The sequence below is a fragment of the Acinetobacter sp. GFQ9D191M genome, from assembly GCF_011174875.1.
GTDB lineage: Bacteria > Pseudomonadota > Gammaproteobacteria > Pseudomonadales > Moraxellaceae > Acinetobacter.
This window is the reverse complement of record NZ_JAALGV010000096.1, coordinates 1-21,271: the sequence shown is the minus strand read 5'-3', so window position 1 is coordinate 21,271 and position 21,271 is coordinate 1. Positions and strand designations below refer to the sequence as shown.

The 21,271-nt window shown below is 44.9% G+C and carries 20 protein-coding genes; 6 read left to right on the top strand and 14 right to left on the bottom strand.

What is annotated here, in order from left to right:
• Positions 1 to 25: 25 nt before the first annotated feature.
• A complete protein-coding gene (locus G5T77_RS13690) occupies positions 26 to 1,522 on the top strand; it encodes a succinate CoA transferase (RefSeq protein ID WP_166138488.1) in 1,497 nt (498 codons plus the stop codon).
• A 73-nt stretch (positions 1,523 to 1,595) separates the two neighbouring features.
• Here G5T77_RS13690 and G5T77_RS13685 read toward each other — a convergent pair whose 3' ends face one another.
• Positions 1,596 to 2,684 carry a putative zinc-binding metallopeptidase gene (locus G5T77_RS13685; protein WP_166138491.1) on the bottom strand — a complete coding sequence of 363 codons (1,089 nt, stop codon included), beginning with the start codon at positions 2,682 to 2,684 and terminating at the stop codon, positions 1,596 to 1,598.
• Positions 2,685 to 3,141: 457 nt separating this feature from the next.
• On the opposite strand from G5T77_RS13685, the gene G5T77_RS13680 reads away from it, so the two are divergent.
• Together G5T77_RS13680 and G5T77_RS13675 are read left to right on the top strand one after the other, a co-directional pair.
• A complete protein-coding gene (locus tag G5T77_RS13680; RefSeq protein ID WP_166138528.1) occupies positions 3,142 to 3,606 on the top strand; it encodes a GNAT family N-acetyltransferase in 465 nt (154 codons plus the stop codon).
• Between the two features lie 229 nt (positions 3,607 to 3,835).
• On the top strand, positions 3,836 to 4,723 hold the full coding sequence (locus G5T77_RS13675; protein WP_166138493.1) for a DMT family transporter: 888 nt from the start codon (positions 3,836 to 3,838) through the stop codon (positions 4,721 to 4,723).
• Positions 4,724 to 4,780: 57 nt separating this feature from the next.
• Here G5T77_RS13675 and pcaD read toward each other — a convergent pair whose 3' ends face one another.
• The 12 genes from pcaD to G5T77_RS13615 form a co-directional block, all read right to left on the bottom strand.
• Positions 4,781 to 5,560: a 3-oxoadipate enol-lactonase gene (pcaD, locus tag G5T77_RS13670; protein ID WP_166138496.1), complete on the bottom strand. Its 780-nt coding sequence runs from the start codon at positions 5,558 to 5,560 to the stop codon at positions 4,781 to 4,783.
• A 101-nt stretch (positions 5,561 to 5,661) separates the two neighbouring features.
• Complete coding sequence (gene pcaF / locus G5T77_RS13665; protein ID WP_166138499.1) at positions 5,662 to 6,867, bottom strand: 3-oxoadipyl-CoA thiolase; 1,206 nt, start codon at positions 6,865 to 6,867, stop codon at positions 5,662 to 5,664.
• Between the two features lie 126 nt (positions 6,868 to 6,993).
• Positions 6,994 to 7,647 carry a 3-oxoacid CoA-transferase subunit B gene (locus G5T77_RS13660; RefSeq protein WP_144724688.1) on the bottom strand — a complete coding sequence of 218 codons (654 nt, stop codon included), beginning with the start codon at positions 7,645 to 7,647 and terminating at the stop codon, positions 6,994 to 6,996.
• Positions 7,648 to 7,668: 21 nt separating this feature from the next.
• A complete protein-coding gene (locus tag G5T77_RS13655) occupies positions 7,669 to 8,340 on the bottom strand; it encodes a 3-oxoacid CoA-transferase subunit A (protein WP_086044785.1) in 672 nt (223 codons plus the stop codon).
• Positions 8,341 to 8,377: 37 nt separating this feature from the next.
• Positions 8,378 to 9,598 carry a benzoate/H(+) symporter BenE gene (gene benE / locus G5T77_RS13650; protein ID WP_166138501.1) on the bottom strand — a complete coding sequence of 407 codons (1,221 nt, stop codon included), beginning with the start codon at positions 9,596 to 9,598 and terminating at the stop codon, positions 8,378 to 8,380.
• Between the two features lie 44 nt (positions 9,599 to 9,642).
• The gene (gene benD / locus G5T77_RS13645) at positions 9,643 to 10,428 is read right to left on the bottom strand and encodes a benzoate diol dehydrogenase BenD (protein WP_166138503.1); all 786 of its coding nucleotides are present in this window, start codon (positions 10,426 to 10,428) and stop codon (positions 9,643 to 9,645) included.
• Positions 10,429 to 10,449: 21 nt separating this feature from the next.
• Positions 10,450 to 11,466 carry a benzoate 1,2-dioxygenase electron transfer component BenC gene (gene benC, locus G5T77_RS13640; protein ID WP_166138506.1) on the bottom strand — a complete coding sequence of 339 codons (1,017 nt, stop codon included), beginning with the start codon at positions 11,464 to 11,466 and terminating at the stop codon, positions 10,450 to 10,452.
• Positions 11,467 to 11,554: 88 nt separating this feature from the next.
• Positions 11,555 to 12,046 (bottom strand): benzoate 1,2-dioxygenase small subunit, encoded by a 492-nt coding sequence (gene benB, locus G5T77_RS13635; protein WP_004785632.1) that lies wholly within the window; start codon positions 12,044 to 12,046, stop codon positions 11,555 to 11,557.
• A complete protein-coding gene (gene benA / locus G5T77_RS13630) occupies positions 12,043 to 13,431 on the bottom strand; it encodes a benzoate 1,2-dioxygenase large subunit (RefSeq protein WP_166138509.1) in 1,389 nt (462 codons plus the stop codon). Before benA ends, benB begins: the two co-directional genes overlap by 4 nt.
• Positions 13,432 to 13,506: 75 nt before the next feature.
• Positions 13,507 to 14,427 (bottom strand): catechol 1,2-dioxygenase, encoded by a 921-nt coding sequence (catA, locus tag G5T77_RS13625; RefSeq protein WP_104426110.1) that lies wholly within the window; start codon positions 14,425 to 14,427, stop codon positions 13,507 to 13,509.
• Positions 14,428 to 14,581: 154 nt separating this feature from the next.
• A complete protein-coding gene (gene catC, locus G5T77_RS13620) occupies positions 14,582 to 14,872 on the bottom strand; it encodes a muconolactone Delta-isomerase (RefSeq protein WP_166138511.1) in 291 nt (96 codons plus the stop codon).
• A 15-nt stretch (positions 14,873 to 14,887) separates the two neighbouring features.
• Positions 14,888 to 15,997, bottom strand: coding sequence for a muconate/chloromuconate family cycloisomerase (locus G5T77_RS13615; RefSeq protein ID WP_166138514.1), 1,110 nt, complete (start codon positions 15,995 to 15,997; stop codon positions 14,888 to 14,890).
• Between the two features lie 115 nt (positions 15,998 to 16,112).
• Here G5T77_RS13615 and G5T77_RS13610 point away from each other — a divergent pair, with 115 nt between their 5' ends.
• The 3 genes from G5T77_RS13610 to G5T77_RS13600 all read left to right on the top strand — a co-directional run bounded on the left by G5T77_RS13610 (position 16,113) and on the right by G5T77_RS13600 (position 20,080).
• A complete protein-coding gene (locus G5T77_RS13610) occupies positions 16,113 to 17,024 on the top strand; it encodes a LysR family transcriptional regulator (RefSeq protein ID WP_166138516.1) in 912 nt (303 codons plus the stop codon).
• Between the two features lie 229 nt (positions 17,025 to 17,253).
• Positions 17,254 to 18,624, top strand: coding sequence for an MFS transporter (locus G5T77_RS13605; RefSeq protein ID WP_166138519.1), 1,371 nt, complete (start codon positions 17,254 to 17,256; stop codon positions 18,622 to 18,624).
• 112 nt (positions 18,625 to 18,736) lie between these two features.
• Positions 18,737 to 20,080, top strand: a complete 1,344-nt coding sequence (locus G5T77_RS13600; RefSeq protein WP_166138521.1) for a DcaP family trimeric outer membrane transporter — start codon at positions 18,737 to 18,739, stop codon at positions 20,078 to 20,080.
• A gap of 41 nt (positions 20,081 to 20,121) precedes the next feature.
• Here G5T77_RS13600 and G5T77_RS13595 read toward each other — a convergent pair.
• Positions 20,122 to 21,271: PLP-dependent aminotransferase family protein (locus G5T77_RS13595; RefSeq protein ID WP_166138525.1), on the bottom strand; the 1,150-nt coding region annotated here is incomplete at its 5' end.

Here is a 21,271-nt window from a genome sequence, read left to right as displayed (position 1 = left end):
TTATTTTTAATTTTTGAGAATTTTTATGAACGGTTTAGAGCGTATTCGTTTGCTCGCATTACAAGATAAAGTAGTACCTGTAGAAAAAGCACTACAATTGATTCAAGACGGTGATGTAATTGGTTTGAGCGGGTTTGGCGGCGCCGGCGAGGCGAAAACTGTGCCTTTGGCATTGGCTGAATATGCCCGGCAGCATCCGATCCATATTACCTTGGCGACAGGTGCAAGTCTGGGGAACCGGATTGATGGAAAACTGAATGAAGCTAACGTTATAACCCGCCGTTATCCTTATCAGGCTGATCCTTCTTTACGTCAGGCCATCAATAATGGTGAAGTGATGTATATCGATCAGCATCTTTCTGAACTGGCAGACAATATCCGTCATAAAAACCTGCCGGCGATTAATGTAGCTATAATTGCCGCAACGGCCATTACTGAAGATGGCCAGATTATTCCGACCGGTTCTTGTGGAAACTCGGCGAATTTCATCGAAATGGCAGATCGGGTCATTGTTGAAATTGATACAACAGTTAATCCGGTGCTAGAAGGCGTACATGATATTTATTTGCCTAAAACCCGTCCAAACCGTGGTCCGATTCCTTTGACGCAAGCCAGTGACAAGATAGGTACAATCGGAATCCATGTTGCACCTGAAAAAATTGCTGCGATTGTCATTAATGAGATTCCTGATACTTCTTTTAAAATGGACGAGCCAGATGAAGAAACGCTGGCAATAGCCAGTCACCTGATTAACTTCTTTGAACAAGAGGTTGCAGCAGGGCGATTACCTGAAAATCTGGGGCCGCTGCAGTCCGGAGTAGGTTCCGTGGCAAATGCCGTATTTGCAGGTTTTGAACATTCTAATTTCAATAATCTTGAAATGTATTCTGAAGTCCTGCAAGACTGTACTTTCCAGCTTATCGATTCAGGAAAAATGACCTTTGCTTCTGGTTGTTCCATGACCCTGAGCGATGAATGTGCGGCACGGGTGATGAAGAATTTTGATCAGTACAAAGATAAAATTGTCTTACGCCCGCAAGAACTTTCCAACAACCCTGAGCTAATTCGCCGTCTGGGTATAATTGCAATCAATACCGCACTGGAGTTTGATATTTACGGGAATGTGAATTCAACCCATGTCGCTGGCACCAAGATGATGAATGGTATTGGCGGCTCAGGTGATTTTACCCGTCATGCACATATTGCGATTTTTGTGACTAAATCCTATGCCAAAGGTGGTGCGATTTCGTCTGTGGTTCCACTGGTGAGCCATACAGATCATACTGACCATGACGTGGATATTCTGGTAACAGAGCAAGGTTTGGCCGATCTGCGCGGATTGGCACCACGTGAACGTGCCCGCAAGATTATCGATATTTGTGCTCATCCCGATTATCGTAAAAGTCTGAATGATTACTTTGAGCGCGCCTGTGCGCATGGTGGGCAAACACCGCATTTGTTAAATGAAGCTTTGTCCTGGCATGCCCAGTTTGAAGAAACCGGTTCAATGAAAATTGCTTAGTTCTCTTTCTTAAAATAAGCCCAAAATAAAGCCTGTGAATCACGGGCTTTATTTATTGTACTAGATAAATATTTTAGTTCTGAATCAGACGTGGGTTATTAAAGACTTTATCCAAGATATGCCGATGAATGAAACGCAGTTTATCTTTCACAGCTTCAGTCAGCTTAAAGGGGTAAGCATCTTCCAGACCCATACTGCGGTTTAAGGCATTCAAATTAAAAGTCAGGGTGACCCAGTTTTCCAGGATATGTTCAAAATCCTGTCCACCAATCGGGCATTCTTTAAAGTCCATACTGGCTAGATTTCGGCCATTACCTTCCACGCGTAGACCGGCATAAAATGCAGTTTCCAGTGTTTCCATGATATGCAGATAATGTGACCAGGTTTCAGCCCAATCTTCCCACGGGTGTGCAGTGGCATAGGGACTAATATATTTTTCATGCCAGTTGATAGGCGCACCTTGATTATAGTGCCTCTCTAGTGCTTCACTATAATTTTGGCGCTCATCTCCAAAATAATGGCGAAGTTCATTGAGTAATTCCGGATGTAGATGCTGGATGACATTAAAATAAAAATGCCCACTTTCATGACGAAAATGCCCTAATAATGTCCTGTAATTTTCACCCATATTGACCCGGGTTGTTTCCCGATAAACCACATCGGCCTCGAAGGCATTTAAGGTAATCACCCCATTGGCATGGCCGGTAAGTACTGGCTTGTCTTTTTCAGGAAGAAGAAAATCAAAACGCAAACCTAATGGATCATCATCCGAATGTTTTGGACGAGGCATAATGTTCATACGTTGGGTCAGATATAGAAACCGGCGTTTGGCTTCCTCAAGCCGATACCAGTAAATCATGTTTTCGGCATTTTCCAGATTTGGAATTACATGAGTCAGCTGGCAGGATTCGCAAAAATCTTCCTCGTCATCTACGGGGATCATCCAGTTACATACCTGATGATGGGTATAGTTATAACAAGGTTTATAACGGGAATATTGATACTTCTCGGCAACGGGAACCCACTCCTGAGCATTCAGCTTTTTAAATGTCGTCATTTCTTTTTCGGATGCGATATAGCCGATAGGAGAAAGGCAGTGATCACATACGAATTTGGCGAAAAATATCTGCTGTTCGCAAACTGGACATTCAAAATACTTCATCGATACTCCCTGCAAAATGAATGAATTACAATGAATTACTGAAACTCTATAATTTATATTCAGATTGCATTGCGGAATTTTATCCTGTTTAAAAATTCATCATAAAAATTTCTTAAAAAACACTATGTTGATTAATTGTAAAATGCGTGTGATCGATTATTCATTAGATTATAGTTTAGTGACTGTTTATAGAAGAAAAGCTGAGTGAACTGTAAAAACTGATGAACTGATTTATGTATTTTTTTCTTAAATAAAAAAACAGAGCACTAATTTAAAAAACTGAATAATGCAAACTATAAAAAAATTAGAGATCAAAAATTATTGAAAAAAATCGATTGAATCGCGTTTTTCAAAAGACCTAATTGGTATATATTTTGCTCAATTTTAAAACATATATCATGCTGAAAAATAAATTATTTTTCATTTTTTAGTTCTGCTTTTGGGGCATTAAAATATGATGAAGATAAGAAAAGCCACTGTTCAAGATACACTTGCCATTGCGAACGTCATTGCGCCATTTGTTGATGTCTTGATTTCTAGTGAAGAGGGAAGAAAACGTTTTCAGCCTGACATTCTTCAGACTATTTTTGATCAAGCTGATATTCATTATTTTGTTGGAGAAATTAATCAAAAAATTGTGGGCGCGGTGGCCTATATGGAACCTGCACACTTTATGCACTTTTTTCTGGATCCAGCTTATCAGGGGCAAGGATACGGTCGTCAAATGTGGAATTTTTTAGAAGAACAAATCTGTAATCAAGGGCATCAAAGGATCACAGTCAAATCCAGTTTATATGGCTTCAATATTTATAAAAAATTTGGTTTTGTAGAAACAGGTGAACTTACTCACAAACATGGCATTCGCTTTATTCCAATGGAAAAAGTTTATCCTGTTGAATCAAATATAGCTCCCTTAGAATAGGAAAGTCTTTTATTATAATTTAATCAAGAATCTGGAGCTATTTTCTTATTTTTTCAGCATAGTTCAAATCTAAGAAATCAATTTTATCCCTATCAGACTGATAAATTTTAATTATTTCTAAATTAGAAAATTAAACTTTTAGCTATTAGCCATTATCTCTTTTTTAATTAGTCATAGATTGTACTAAGGCATAGAATTAATTCACTTTTACGGTACTAATGATCAGGGTATGGCAATCAGCTGGATTTTCTTTACTTTAATGGCTGCATTTATGCAGGCTTGGCGAAATGCCTTTCAAAAACAGCTCAGTACTACTGTCGATATTTGGGGCGTGACACTGGCACGTTTCCTGTTTGGCTTTCCGTTGGCCGGGCTTTACATTGCAGCTTTATACCACTTCAAACCGGTAGAAAGTGTGGTGCATTTTACCCCGAAGTATTGGATCTATATTCTGATTGCCGGTATTAGCCAGATTCTGGCAACCGCCTTGATGGTGCAGCTGTTTAAACAGAAAAATTATGCGATTGGCGTTGGACTAGCAAAAAGTGAAGCGATTCTGGCAGCCATTATCGGAGTGATTTTTCTTTCAGATCATCTTTCTGTACTGGCATGGATCGGGGTGCTGATTGGTGGCTATGCGGTATTCCTGCTGAGTAAGGGCAATCAGCTGACTGGTTTATCCACCAAGACTTTAGCCATCGGGGTCGGCAGCGGTTTGAGCTTTGCTATTACTTCACTCTTGGTCCGTGAAGCCAGTCTGGAACTACCGATGTTGCCAACCGTGCATCGTGCTTCATGGGTACTGATTTCAGTGATTGGTTTCCAGTGCATCAGTATGCTGATTTACCTCAGTCTGTTTAGCCGAAAAACCTTAGTTGCCATGTGGCAACGTTTGGGGCTTACTTTTAAAGTCAGTTTTTGTAGCTTTATGGCCTCCCTTGGCTGGTTTACCGCCATGAGTATGATGAGCGTGCCAATCGTGAAAACCTTGGGACAAATCGAAATCCTATTCAGTCTGCTAATCTCCGCTTATTTCTTTAAAGAAAAACTGGCGCGTGCCGAGCACTGGGGCTTAGGACTGGTGGTGATTGCAGCGATGCTGGTGATCTGGGCTTAACGAATACACGAATAAAAGAAAAGCCACGATATATCGTGGCTTTTTTATAAGAATGAATTAAGCAGCAAGAAAAGTTTGTACTGCCTGATTAAAGGCTTCCGGTTGTTCAATATTGGAAATATGCGAAGCATTGATTTCAAACAACTGGCTATTTGCAATACGTTGCTGCATAAACTGTCCATCTGCAACAGTCGTCACCGGATCCTGCTGACCCGCAATAATCAGCACAGGGATTTGAATGCTACTAAGTTGTTCGCGGACATCCGCCTTAGCCAGAGCTTCACAGCAGTTTGCATAGCCTTCTGGGCTGCCAGCTCCGAGGTCGTTTGAAAGTTCTGCAACGACTGCCGGGTTGCTCTGGATAAAGGGATCGGTAAACCAGCGTGATGCCGCAGTTGCAGCAATCGGAGCAAGACCTTGCTCACGGACAAGCGCAGCACGGTCTTGCCATGCCTGTTCCTGTCCAATTTTGGCTGCAGTATTGCAGACAATCACGTGGCTAAAACGTTCTGGTTTATGAATCGCCAACCATTGACCGGTTAAGCCACCCATAGAAATACCACAGAATGCTGCTTTTGCAATATCCAAATGATCCAGTAGATTCACGACATCCTGACCCAGCTGCTCCAAGCTATACGGGCCTTGTGGTGCTTCCGAACCACCATGACCACGGGTGTCATAGCAGATTACGTAATGATCCTGCTGGAAATGTTCAATCTGTGGCTGCCACATGCTGTATTTGGTACCCAGTGAGTTGGAAAATACCAAGGCAGGTTTGTTGGCATCCCCAAAAGTCTGGTAATTAATCTGGGCATCATTTGATGTAAATGTTGGCATTTTTTTAAGTCCTTAATCTTATAAATCCCCCTAAATCCCCCTGAGCAAGGCTTAAGCATTGCTTTAAGCTGAAGTGCAAGAAGGGGGACTTTTAATGAGGATTAAACACGTTCAATAATCAACGCGATGCCTTGACCGACACCGATACACATTGAACATAGCGCATATTGACCACCGGTGTGTTCCAGCTGGTTGAGTGCAGTCGTCACTAAACGCGCGCCTGAAGCACCGAGTGGATGACCCAAAGCAATCGCACCACCATTTGGATTGACTTTCTCTGAACCGTCTTCGATACCCAAGTCACGGGTACATGCCAGTGCCTGAGCAGCAAAAGCTTCATTCAGCTCAATCACATCCATCTGCTCTAAAGTCAGACCGGTTTGTACCAGTAATTTCTTGATGGCAGGTGCTGGACCAAAACCCATGATTCGTGGTTCAACACCTACAACGGTTGAGCCAATAATTTTGGCACGTGGTTTTAAGCCATGCTGAGCAACAGCTTCATCAGATGCAATCAGCAGGGCAGCCGCACCATCGTTAATACCAGAAGCATTACCCGCCGTTACAGTCCCCTCTGCTTTCACCACAGGTTTCAGTTTCGCCAGAGCTTCTGCTGTGGTAGAGGCACGCGGATGTTCATCAGTATCGACAACGATCGGATCGCCTTTACGCTGCGGAATCACCACAGGAATGATTTCCTTGGCAAAGAAACCATTGGCCTGCGCTGCTGCGGTACGTTGCTGGCTGGTCAGAGCAAACTTGTCCTGATCTTCACGGTTGATATTGAACTGTTCTGCCAGATTTTCAGCAGTTTGCGGCATGGTTTCTACGCCGTACATTTCTTTCAGTTTCGGATTGATAAAACGCCAGCCCATGGTGGTGTCTTCAATCTTCTGGCTACGGCTATACGCTGTTTCTGACTTGCCCATCACGAATGGGGCACGCGACATGCTTTCTACACCACCGGCAATAATCAGATGGGCTTCACCGGCTTTAATCGCACGTGCTGCCATCGCTACGGCATCCATCGATGAACCACACAGACGGTTTACGGTCGTTGCCGGAACCTGATAAGGCAGGCCTGCAAGCAATGAAGACATACGACCGACGTTACGGTTGTCTTCACCGGCCTGATTGGCACAGCCATAAATCACGTCATCGACCTGTTCCCAGTTCACGCTTGGATTGCGTTCCATCAAAGCTTTAATTGGAACTGCACCTAAGTCATCTGTACGAACAGGCGCGAGACCACCGGCATAACGGCCGAATGGGGTACGGATGGCATCGATAATATATGCGTTTTTCATGTTTTTACTTTCCAAATCTTTGAATCCCTCCCAACCTCCCTTTACTAAAGGGAGGCGTTTTTCCCTGAATTTAAAGGATGAAAGTCCCTCCTTTAATAAAGGAGGGGTTTAGGGAGGATTTATAAATTAGTTTTGAGTCGCATCAATCAGTTTGGCACCAGTCATTGACTGCAATTCTTCAAATGACAGACCTTCGACTTTTTCAATCACTTTCATACCTTCAGGCGTCACATCAATCACACAAAGATCGGTATAAATACGGTCGACACATTTCAGGCCAGTCGCAGGATAAGACAGTTCAGCCACGATTTTGGGCTCGCCTTTTTTGGTCACGTGATCTGTGGTAATAAAGACTTTTTTCGCACCCACAGCCAGATCCATGGCACCGCCGACTGCTGGAATCGCATCCGGAGCACCAGTATGCCAGTTGGCCAAATCACCATTTTCAGCCACCTGGAACGCGCCCAGTACCGCGATGTCTAAGTGACCGCCACGCATCATCGCGAATGAATCACCATGATGGAAGAAAGAACCACCTTCGAGCAAGGTCACGAATTCTTTACCGGCATTAATCAGCTCAGGATCGCGGTCTTCTTCAGCAGGAGGAGGACCGAAAGCCAGCAGGCCATTTTCAGAGTGCAGGAATACGTCTTTGTCGCTTGGCAGGTAGCTTGAAATCTTGGTTGGTAAACCAATACCGAGGTTCACATAAGCACCATCAGGAATGTCTTGTGCCACACGTTCAGCGATCTGGTCACGGGTCAGTTTGTTATAGCTCATGAATCTTCTCCTTATCCGTGATTACTGTGCAGGTTTAACTTGAACAACGTGTTGAACAAAAATTCCTGGGGTAATGATGTGCTCTGGATCCAGTGCACCCAGTTCAACCACCTCAGAAACCTGTGCAATGGTTACATCAGCTGCCATCGCCATAATCGGGCCAAAGTTACGGGCAGATTTACGGTAGACCAGATTGCCCCAACGGTCGCCCTGATGGGCCTTAATTAAAGCAAAGTCAGCTTTAATCGGATTTTCCAGGACAAAATCTTTGCCTTCATAGTTCAAGGTTGGTTTGCCTTCAGCCAGCAAGGTACCAAAACCGGTTGGGGTATAGATTGGACCTAAGCCCATACCTGCTGCCTGAATACGGCAAGCCAGATTACCTTGCGGCACCAGTTCCAGTTCGATCTTGCCTGCACGATAGAGTTCGTCAAATACCCAGGAATCAGACTGACGCGGGAAAGAGCAGATAATTTTACGCACAGCGCCCGCTTTAAGCAGTTTCGCCAGACCATAGTCGCCATTACCAGCATTATTATTGACAATAATAAGATCCTTGATTCCCAATTCGATCAGACCATCAATCAGTTCAGCAGGCTGACCCGCTGTCCCAAATCCGCCGATCATAATGGTAGAACCATCCTTGATCTGGGAGAGTGCTTCTTTCAATGATAATGAACTTTTATCTATCATAATCTGGTCCTTACATACCCTAAACTAATGGAGCTCTTTAAATTCGTTTTGAATCTGATGTTGCAACCGGAACAGCATTACGGTCTTTCTGTGACAGCAGAAAATGTGCTACCAGGCCAATACAAATCCCCCAAAAGACTGAACTCAGCCCCAAGAAATGCATGCCGGAAGCAGTTGCTAAAAAGGTGATCAGTGCGGCATCACGTTGCGACTCTTTGCCCATCGCCATAGAGATGTTAGTGGCAATTGCTCCGAGTAAGGCCAGTCCTGCCAAAGCTGCAATTAATTCCTTCGGCATCAGGCTAAACAGCATGACAATGCTGCCGGCAAACAGGCCGCCTAAAATATAAAAAAGCCCGTTCGCCACACCCGCGATATAACGCTTTTCTTTCAGCTCGTGCGCGTCTTTGCCTAAACACAATGCGGCCGTAATAGAGGCCAATACAATAGTAATCCCCCCCACACAGGCTACTGCGAGCGAGGCAATACTGGTTGCACTGATAATTGGCTTGGCAGGCATGTCATATCCACTGATCTTGATAATGGCCATTCCTGGTAAGAACTGGCCCGACAGACTGACCAGAATAAGCGGGAGGGCCAGATTCAGGGTGGAACTCCAAGTCCATTCCGGTGCAATAAATTGCGGAATTGCCAGACTGAAATCTGCCGTGACCGGATTAATCTTGCCCAGCAGCATGCTTAAAATCACACCGGCAACCAGCACCCAGACCATGGCATAACGTGGACTGAAACGCTTGGCCAGCAAAAACACCGCCAGCATGCCAAAGACGATATAGGGCATGGTATCGGTCGCGGTGAACAGTCCTAAACCAAACTGCAGTAAAATTCCGGCCATCATTCCGGCAGCGACTTCCTGGGGAATCCAGAACAGCAATTTGTCGAAATAACCGGTAATCCCAATGAGAAAAATCACCACAGCAGAGGTGATATAGGCCGCAACCGCTTCATTGAGCGAAATATCGGGAAACAGCGTGACCAATAGTGCCGTTCCGGGCGCAGACCAGGCGGTGACAACAGGTATTTTGTATTTAATCGATAAAAAGATACCTGCGAGCGCCGCACCAATAGAAATTCCCCAGATCCATGAAATCATCATGGCAGGCGAAACTTGTGCCTGCTGGGCCGCCTGGAAAAAAATAATCAGGGGACCGGAATAGGAAATCAGCACGGCTAAAAATCCTGCCACCGTGGCTGAAATCGACCAGTCATCCTTCAGGGTTTGAAACAGGTGTGTCATTGCGGTTGCCTCCTTGCGGTCAATGAGCCTGTATGCAATCAGGTTTAACCCTGATCGCCGCCACCAACTGGAACTATAGTTCCAGTCATATATGATGCTTCATCTGAAGCCAGAAACAGAATGGCATTGACCTGTTCCTGGATCGTGCCATAGCGTTTCATATGGCTGCGATCCTTGGTCTGGTCGACCACATCCTGCATCCATTGTTCTTCCTGTTCGCTCAGCGGTTTGGCATTGCGTGGAATCTTGCGTGGCGGTGCTTCGGTGCCACCCGTTGCAACTGCATTAACGCGAATACCATCTTTGGCATGTTCAAAGGCAAGGGAAGCCGTCAGGCCATTTACGCCACCTTTAGAAGCCGAATAAGGCACCCGGTTAATGCCACGGGTTGCAATCGAAGACACATTCACGATGGTGCCATGTTGCTGCTTGATCATTTGCGGTAGCACTGCACGGCAGCACCACATGGTTGGAAAAAGCGAGCGGTTCACTTCCTTGATGATTTCTTCTTCAGAGAATTCTTCAAAAGGTTTCATCCAGATGGCACCACCCACGTTATTGATCAGTACATCGACACGACCATAGGTATCTAAGGCTTTTTCAACGACAGATTGAGCACCGGCATAAGTTTCCAGATCGGCTTTGACGGTAATCGCATCGCCACCTGTGGCTTCAATCTCTGCCAATACTTCTTCTACATAGGGAGAAAGATCGGCCATGATGACTTGAGCGCCTTCGCTCGCCACCTGAATCGCGACACCGCGACCGATGCCTTGCGCAGCACCAGTCACGATCACGACTTTATTTTCAAATCTTGGGTTACAGTTCATGAGGTTCTCCGGCTTCTAAACTTAGTTGGCAGAGAATTTTTCAAACAGGAAGCTGGCAGGTTTAATACCTTCCGCATCCAGCCAGCCGCGAACCGCTTCAACCATTGGCACTGGACCACACAGATAGATGTCGACATCGCCACCATTTAACCATTCATTTTCAATATGACCAGTCACATAACCTTTACGCTCATGCGCAGATTCCGGATTTGCAACCACTGTGCGATATTCGAACCATGGGAATTTGTCTTGCAGTTCATTCAGCTTTTCAATGGCCACCAGGTCAAAGTCATTGGTCACACCAAATACCAGACGTACTGGATATTCAGAACCTTTTTCTTCCAGTACCTGTAACATCGACATGAATGGCGCGATGCCTGTACCACCTGCCAGCATCAATACCGGACGGGTCACATTACGCAGATAGAAGCTGCCGAATGGACCGGTAAAGGTCATCTTGTCGCCGGCTTTGACATTTTTACTGAGGAAACTCGACATTTTGCCGTTCGGCACATTGCGCACCACGAAGCCGGTTAAACGGTTGCCCGGCTTGGAACTGAATGAGTAAGAACGGGTTTCAGTGGTGCCAGGAATGCCGACATTGACATATTGTCCGGCCAGAAAATGGATATCTGGTTGACCATCATCGAGTTGAATATCAAAGGTAATGGTGGAATCAGACAGGTTTTCTACACGGGCCAACGTACCTTGAAATGCATGAATCTCGGTTTTACAGACATCAGAGGAGGCCTGAATTTGGAACACGGCATCCGAAGTCGGTTTACATTGGCAAGCCAGGATAAAACCTTCTGCGGCTTCTTCTGGTGTCAGTGCATCTTCAATGTACATTTCTTCAGGCATGTCATACGCACCTGATTCACAAAAAGCGCGGCACGTTCCACATGCACCGTCACGGCAATCTAGAGGGATATTGATCTTTTGACGGTAAGCTGCATCGGACAGGGTTTCGCCTTGGGCAACACTAATAAAACGTGTAACGCCATCTTCAAATTGGAGTGCAACATTGTGGTTTGACATGGCTGAATATCCTATATAAATCTTTGAAACTTAGCCTTTCAGCCATATTTCCCTGGCTGAAAGGTTTGACCTTGCTGTCGAGACAGTCTTAGAGGTGATAAATGTCGATAACCTGGTTGATGTAATCGTTTTTCAGTACCACGTATTTGCTTAAAATCTGTGGTTTTTCGCCTGAAAAATCGATTACATAACGAGACATACCGAAGTAGCTGTAACTGGTTTTGTAGCGGAAACTCAGGGTATTCCAGTTAAAACGTACAGTGACTTTGTCGCCATCACGTTCCACAATTTCAATATTGCAGATGTTATGGCTGGTACGGGTATCCGGCATGGTGGCAGATGAACGTTCTGTCTTGATCCGGAACACACGGTCTTCCAGGCCCTGACGGTCAGGGTAATAGATCAGTGAGATTTCAGACTGTGGATCTTCAGTCAGACGGTCATCATCATCCCAGGCTGGCATCCAGAAAGAAGCAGTAGGGGCGTAGCACTGTAACCAGTCATCCCATTGCTCATCATCTAAAAAGCGGGCTTCCTGATACAGGAACTGTGCAATATTTTCTAAAGTGATGTCGCTCATGCGGTTTCTCCTTCAGTTGATGCTGCAATCTCTTTCTCGGTCGCAATACCTTTTTTCATCAGTTCTAACCAGTACTGGTGCTGAGCCAGGTATAAACCTTCATCTTCGGTTTTAATGCCAGACAGTTTTGGTTTTAAACCAATTTCATTGGCAGCATCATCAGGGCCATGGATCCAGTGCTTGGAACCACGGCACATGTCATTCCATTCCAGTGCGATACCGGCATAACCTGCCTGACAGGCACGGAATTCTTCCAGATCGTCTGGTGTAGCCATACCTGAAGCATTAAAGAAATCTTCATACTGGCGGATACGGCGGGTACGGGCTTCAGGCTCTTCACCGACAGGACCGATACAGTAAATCGTCACTTCAGTCTTATCGACAGAGATTGGACGCAGAACACGGATTTGTGAGCCGAACTGATCCATGAAGTAAACGTTTGGATAGATACACAGGTTACGTGAACGTTCGATCATCCATTTCGCCATGGCTTCGCCATAACGCTCGGTATATTCATCTTTCTTAGCAAAGTTTGGACGGTCTTCCGGGTTGGCCCATTGTGTCCAAAGCAGCATGTGACCATGTTCAAAGCCGTAAGAACCACCGCCTTGTTTACCCCATGAACCTGCGCTCATGGCACGAATATTATCGCCAGCTTCTTTTTCCTTACGTTGCTGAGTGGTCGCGGCGTAGTTCCAGTGCACGGCAGAGACGTGATAACCATCGGCACCGTTTTCTGCAGTCAGCTTCCAGTTACCTTCATAGGTATAAGTCGATGAACCACGTAAAACTTCCAGACCTTGCTCAGACTGACCCACGATCATGTCGATAATCTTGGTGGCTTCACCCAGATATTCTTCCAGAGAAGGAACATCCGGATTCAGGCTGCCAAACAAGAAGCCTTTGTAATTTTCAAAACGAGCTACTTTTTTCAGGTCATGAGAACCGTCCTGGTTAAAGCAATCTGAATAGCCTGCATCAGCCGGATCTTTCACTTTTAACAGCTTGCCCGAGTTATTGAATGTCCAGCCATGGAATGGGCAGGTATAGGTTGCTTTATTGCCACGCTTATAACGGCACAGTTGTGCACCGCGGTGAGAGCAGGCATTGATCATGGCATTCAGTTCGCCATTGCGGTTACGTGCAATGATGATTGGCTGACGGCCAATATGGGTTGTGTAGTAATCGTTGTTATTGGGAATCTGGCTCTCATGGGCCAGATAAACCCAGTTTCCTTCAAAGATGTATTTCATTTCCAGATCAAACAGGGCTTGATCAGTAAATACAGAACGGTGCAGTTTAAATTCACCAGATTCAAAATCATCGACCAGTAATTCATCAATACGGTCTAAATGGCTGGTGTTAATTACAGGAATACGAGGCATGTCCAGTCTCCGACTTTCCAAGGAGGGGAAGTCATCGGGATGTTGCTCAGACTGACATCCCGATTCCATTTTGAATTAAGCGCTTGCGCGACGACGTTCTACTTCAGTGCTTGGCGCTGCAGCCTGGTCTTTCACCAGTTCAATATTGAACTGGATATGTTTGAATGGACCATTTAAACCACGGCGTGCGATTTCAGCTTCATCGGTCACATCAACAGCAGTTGCGACCAGCCCATCACGTGTGGCGAAGGCAAAGTCATCCCACAGGTATTGATCGCCTTCGATATTGAACTGTGTGGTTAACTTTCGGTAACCCGGTGCAGATACGAAGTAATGCACATGAGATGGGCGGTTACCGTGACGACCTAATTTGTCCAGTACGAACTGGGTAGTACCTTCAGGTGGACAGCCATAACCGACCGGCATGGTAGTCAGGGCAACATATTTACCGTCTTGATCGGTAAAGATAGAACGGCGCAGGTTAAAGTCAGATTGCGACTTGTCAAAGAAAGAGTAGTTGCCCAGGCTGTTGGCATGCCAGACTTCAACTTTTGCACCTTCAATGATGTTGCCGTCAGTATCGGTCACTGTGCCTTCAATAATCAGGGTTGGAATTTTGCCCTCTTCAGAACCGTCATCCATACGCGCAAAACCAACTGACTCAGGAGCACCTGCAACATACAGCGGGCCTTCGATGGTACGTGGTGTACCGCCAGTAATGCCTGCTTTGGCATCTGCTTCATCCGCGCGTAAGTCTAAGTAATGTTCCAGACCCAGACCTGCAGCCAGTAAGCCTAATTCATTGGCTTGACCTGCATCAGTAAAGTATTCCAGACCTTTCCAGAGTTCAGTCTGAGAAATATCAAGATCTTCAATAGCCTGGAAAAGATCACCTAATAAACGTACAACAACTTGTTGTACACGCTCATCAACTGGTCCTGTCGCTGTATCGACATTCATTTTTTTAACCAGTGCATCAATTTCTTGGCGGTTCATACTATTGCTCCTAAAGTATGTCTTTCATATTTTAGTGGCGCATGTTTAGCATTCGTTTGGCTGGCTAAATCTTGCTGGCCACAAGTCCTTTTGGATTACCCTCAGGTGTAAGGGGGGAAGAAAACTCTTTCATTTCCATTCCCGAATTTATTCATTACTTGTCATCATCCCGAATCGATGATGGATGGCGGTTCAATGCCATAACTTTGATGTTCATATACGGGTAGAGCGGCAAGCCTTGTAGCAGGTTGTGCAACTCTTCATTGCTTTCAACATCAAAAATACTGATGTTTGAATACTGTCCGGTGATGCGCCAGATATGACGCCACTTACCTTGACGTTGCAGATCCTGTGAATAGGCTTTTTCAACTGCCTTAATTTCATTGGTCTGTTCAACCGGCATATCTTTTGGAATATTGACGTCCATTCGTACTTGGAAAAGCATGGGGTTCTCCTGGAATTATTGACGACGCAAGTTGTCAATTTTGTTTTCATCCAACTCAATACCCAGACCTGGTCCTTTCGGAATCTCAAGTTCAAAGTTTTGATACTGGAGTGGGGTTCTTAAAATTTCATCAGTTAACAGCAGTGGACCAAACAGTTCGGTGCCATAAGCGAGACTTTCAAAAGTCGAGAAGGCATGGGCAGAGGCGATCGTGCCCACCGGACCTTCAAGCATGGTGCCGCCATACAGATCGATACCTGCCAGCTGTGCCACTTTTGCAACTTCACAACCTTCAATCAGGCCGCCGGATTGCGCCACTTTAACTGCAAAAACTGATGAGCCATACTGACGTGCAATCTGATAGGCAGACTGTGGTCCCATCAAGGATTCATCCGCCATGATGGCGATATCAAAACGCTGGGTCAGACGTCGCATTGCATCCAGATTATCAATGGCACATGGCTGTTCAATCAGGTCAATGCCGCCGTCCTGGAGTAACTGAATGCCTTTAATCGCGTCCAGCTCTGTCCAGGCACGGTTCACATCAACACGGATCGAAATGTCTTTGCCTAATGCCTGTTTAATGGCAAGCACGTGTTCAACATCCTGTTCCACTGGACGAGAACCAATTTTCAGTTTGAAAATATTGTGGCGTTTGGCCGCAATCATTTTCTGGGCTTCAGCAATGTCTTTCTCGGTATTGCCAGATGCCAGGACCCACAGCACTGGTACGCTGTCACGTAAACGTCCACCTAGAATTTCACTCAGTGGCTGGTTCAAACGTTGTGCCTGAATATCCAGTAGCGCAGTTTGAATGGCACACTTGGCAAAACGGTTACCATTAATATTCTTTTTGATGGCTTGTAATGTCTGTGCAACATTCAAACCTGATAATGTTTTCAGAAGCGGTGCAAAGTAAGTCTCAATATTCACTTTGACACTTTCTGGGCTTTCTTCACCGTAGCCTAAACCGCCAATAGTGGTGGCTTCGCCCCAACCCACATAGCCGTCTTCGGTGGTGATTTTGACCAGGACCAGTGTCTGGGTTTGCATGGTTGCGACAGCCATCTTGTGAGGACGGATCGTCGGTATTTGAACCAGCAAGGTTTCAACTGACTTATACATAATTACGCTTCACATTCTTGCTTTAATGTTTTGACTTGATATACCTTAAAAGAATAATTTTGATTGGTCTAAGATCGATTTAGCATTTTTTTATACTTTAAAGGTATGCAATAATATGGAACTCAGGCATTTGCGTTACTTCGTCGCAGTCGTCGAAGAACAAAGTTTTACCAAGGCGGCAGAAAAACTGTTTATTGCTCAACCACCTTTAAGCAGACAGATACAAAATCTGGAACAGGAACTGGATATTCAGCTCTTTGAAAGAGGTAGCCGACCGCTTAAGACCACAGAAGCAGGTCAATTCTTCTATCAACATGCGGTTAAACTTTTGTCTAATGCGGAAGAAATCAAATCGATGACCAAGCGGATTGGTATCGCGGATCGCACCATTAGCATTGGTTTTGTTGGCTCGTTATTGTTCGGTTTGCTATCGCGTATTGTGTTTCTATTTAAGCAGCAACATCCCCAGCTCAAAATTGAGATGGTTGAAATGAATACTTCAGAGCAGATTCAGGCACTTAAAGAAGGGCGGATTGATGTCGGTTTTGGACGTTTAAGGATTTCAGATCCGGCAGTGAAACGGGTGTTACTGCGTGAAGAAAGGCTGATGGTCGCAGCACATTCCAGCCATTTTCTTTCCCATCGAGATGGCGTGAACCTGACTGAACTGGTGGATCAGCCACTCTTTTTATACCCGAATAATGGTAAGGCTAATTTTTCTACCCAGGTGCGCGGTATATTTTCCGAGTATGGGCTGGAACCGAAAAATATCCGTGCAGTCAGTGAATTGCAACTGGCGCTTGGTTTTGTGGCTGCCGGAGAGGGCGTCTGTATTGTGCCGGAAAGTGCCCAGAATATTCGTCTGGCACATTTAAACTTTATCCCTTTATTAGATGAATTTGCGGTCAGTCCGGTTTTTATGGCTATTCGTAATATGGATGAAAGTGAATATATTCGATATCTGTTTGATGCGGTCTATCAGGTCTATGATCTTGAAGCGATTAAATATGATCGTGCTGTATTTTAATTCAGATCAATACCTGTCTGGATCTTATAGGGAATAAAGCGAATCCATATTTTAATATTGAATGAAGGTTTCATTTTTTGGATGAATATCATTAAGGCATAGTAAATAAAGCCTTTTCTTTAAGGCAGACTTTATAGGTATAGAAGCATGCCTATTCAGTTTTGGACATTTATGCACATCTTCTGCATTGTGAATCTCATAAATTGAACTTCACAATTAGGAGGTGGAGATGTCTACAAATAAAGTGAATATAAATACGCTGATTGATGAAGCAAAGTTCACGCCATTTCATTGGGGCGTCCTGATCTGGTGTTTGCTGATCATTATTTTTGACGGTTATGACCTGGTAATTTACGGCGTGGCTTTACCGCTACTGATGCAGGAATGGGCACTCAGTGCAGTACAGGCAGGCATGTTAGCCAGCACCGCCTTGTTCGGTATGATGTTTGGAGCGATGAGTTTCGGCACTTTGTCCGATAAACTGGGACGTAAAAAAACCATCATGATCTGTGTCGCGATCTTTAGTGGTTTTACGTTTATCGGTGCCTTTGCAACATCACCTGTCGAATTCGGAATTTTACGCTTTCTTGCCGGACTCGGAATTGGGGGCGTGATGCCAAACGTTGTTGCCCTGATGACGGAATACGCACCAAAAAGGATTCGCAGTACATTAGTTGCCTTGATGTTTAGTGGCTATGCCATCGGCGGCATGACATCTGCCTTACTTGGCGCATGGCTGGTGCCACAGTTTGGCTGGAAAATCATGTTCTTACTTGCGGGTACTCCTTTACTGTTCCTGCCGATACTCTGGAAATATTTACCAGAATCGTTGATGTATCTGACCAATAAGCAGCAGACTGCTCAAGCGCAAAGCATTATCCAGAAAATCTCGCCAACACAGATAATTGGATCTGACACCCAGTTTGTCCTGAATGAAGTGCAAAAAGGCGATGAAGTACCTTTAAAAGCACTATTCCAGCAAGGCCGCACATTTAGTACCTTTATGTTCTGGTTGGCATTTTTCATGTGTTTATTAATGGTCTACGCACTGGGTAGCTGGTTACCAAAACTGATGATCCAAGCCGGTTATTCTCTGGGTGCCAGCATGATCTTCCTGTTTGCCTTAAATATTGGCGGCATGATCGGAGCTATTGGTGGAGGTTATCTGGCAGACCGGTTCCATATCAAAAAAGTACTGACAATGATGTTTCTTTGCGGGGCAGCTTCTTTAATCCTGCTCGGTTATAACAGTCCGCAATTCGTGCTTTACAGCTTGATTGCAGTGGCCGGTGCAGCAACCATTGGTTCACAAATTCTGCTTTATACCTTCGTGGCACAATATTATCCATCAACGGTGCGTTCTACCGGCATGGGTTGGGCTTCCGGGATTGGACGTATCGGTGCGATTGTTGGACCGGTACTGACAGGTGCTTTACTCACCATGAATTTACCGCATCAAATGAACTTCTTTGCAATTGCGATTCCCGGTTTAATCGCGGCGCTGGCAATTTTCCTGGTGAATTTAAAAACCTCGGTAGATGGTCAAGCCCTTACAGCGACAACTATTCAGCCAGATTCACTGGCAGAAAAAACCAGTTAAAAAGTTAAATTTCAGTTAATAAAGAAAACACTTCTAATGATAGAGATCGCCATCGTAAGCGGTGGTGATCTGTTGCTAGAATCGAGACGCATAATAAAAAAGTGAGTTTAGGATGAACACGAAACAATTATTTAATAATCAAACAATCACATTAAAACGCACGGTTCTGATGAGCATGATGGCAATGAGTTTAGGGGGTATCAGCTTGTTTACCCAGGCACAAACTCCAGCTCAGTCCAATCAGCAGGAAATTGAGCAGTTGCGTCAGGAGGTTCAAGCTCTACGCGCCTTGATTGAACAGCAGCAGACTCAGACAGCTGCTGTGACTGCACCTGTAGCGACAACGCCGGCACCTGCAAATACAGCAGTAGCCCCTGCGAGCAAACCTGTGATGAAAATTGCCAGTGGGGCCGAGTTTAATCTGTACGGTAATATCCGTGCTGATGCCTCTTATCAGGCTGAGGGCGGTGCAGCGACACGTATGTATAACCAGATTAATACGGTACCTCTTGAAGGCGTGGATGAACGCAGTGATGAGTTTAAATCTACGCTTTCAGCCACCCGTTTAGGGATGGATTTTAAAGCGCCCGTGGGTGCTGGGGAAAATGCCTTAAGTGGTAAGGTTGAGGTCGATTTCCTGGGTGGAGCTGGCTTTGACAACCTGCGTATCCGTCATGCCTATATCAGCTATGCTGACTGGTTAATTGGCCAAACCTGGTCAAACTTTGCAACTCCGGACTATATACCTGAGACTGTAGATGCACTGGTTTATGCTGGCGGTTCAATTAAACGGACCCCTCAGATTCGTCATACCAGTACTTTGAGTCCGGCAACCAATCTGGTGCTTGCAGTAGAAGATCCGAAAGATGCGACCATTACGGGAATCAAACAGCGTTTACCTGCCTTAACAGCACGCTTAAACCACAAATTTGCAGATAATCTTTCTGTCAGTGCGCGTGCGATGGGGAATGAAAAACGCGTGAATGAAGATGAAAAAACTGCATGGGGTGTGGGCTTAGGTGCGAAATACGAGTTTGTTCCAGGCACCAGCCTTAAGGCAGATTATTATCATGTTAAAGGGGATAGCAGTTTTGTCTCTTACGCTAATCCAGGTGTCGTTACAGCTGCTAATGGAGATCTTCTACAGAGTGAATTCGACTCGATTACTGTAGGCCTAACGCAGCAGTTTAATGATAAATTGCGTGGTACTGTAGGCTATGGTTATATGAATTTCGACCAAGATAATGGCTATCTTGCTGCTCCTGGTCTGAATCTAACAGCAGTGAACAAAGACCTTTGGCAGGCTTGGGCTAATGTGTTCTATAACCCTACAAAACCGCTGAGTTTTGGCCTGGAATATGTTTATGGTGAACGTGAAGCATTGGGTGCTGCACCAAATGGCAGTACAAAAGGTGAAGATAACCGAGTGAATGCAGTTGCAATTTACAGTTTCTAAGCTCTAGCGATTTTACATAAGAAACCTAAAGCGTGGATGAATTAATCCACGCTTTTTGCATAATTCAAGATCATCTCTGCCAGTACATTGACAGCATTTTCTATCTCAGAGGTCCAGTCAAATGAACAGTTCAGGCGAATATAATTCTGGCTGGTATGTTCCGGTTTAAACAGCAAAGCAGGGGCAATGGCAATATTGTGCTGAATCAGCTGTTCATATAAAACCTGACCATCCAGCTGTTCCGGCAATTTGATCCAGAGAAAATAGCCACTGGAATAATAATAAATTTCACAGACTGAATCTAAACGCGCTTTAAGTTCCTGATAAAACTTTTGCTTATACTTTTCTAGTTGCTGTCTTAAATGGCGCAAATGCTTTTCATAATGATGATGGGACAGAAAATCAACCAATGCATTTTGTAATAGCGGACTAACAGTCAAAGTACTCATGAGCTGTAAATGCTGGATTGCATCGGAAAATGGGCCAGCGAAAACCCAGCCGACCCGCGCACCCATGCCCAGAGTTTTAGAAAATGAAGAGCAGTGCAATACCCGTTGATGCTGATCAAAATATTTTACGGAAACCGGTTTATGAGCGCCGTAATTGAGTTCCTGATAGACATCATCTTCAATCAGATATACCTGATATTCATTCAACAGTTCCGCAATTCTTTGCTTGATCTCTGAATTTACCGTAAAGCCAATCGGATTATGCACATTCAGCATCAGCCAGCAAACTTTGATCGGATACTGTTTAAGGGCCTGTTCAAACGATTCCAGGTCAAAACCAAACTGCGGATGTTCAGGGATTGTGATGACTTGCAAGCCTAAACGTTCAGCCGCCTGCCAGGCACCATAAAAAATGGTTTGCTGGAGCAGGATAAAATCACCAGGTTGAGTCAAAGCCTGTAAAGACAGATTGAGGGCTTCCAAGGCACCAGAAGTAATGACAATGTCATCCGAAGTACAGTTTATACCTTGTAACTGATAGCGATTGGCAATCAGTTGGCGTAATTCCTGATTACCCGGTGGCATATGATTTTGATGGCTATAACTGCTTTTTCTTTTGCTATGCTGCGCCAAAATCTGCATAAACCGGCTGTTATATAACAGTTCAGCATTTGGAAAAGCTGAACCAAAAGGTGCAATATTTGGAGTTTGCAGTGACTTTAAATAAGGCTCTAGACTAGCA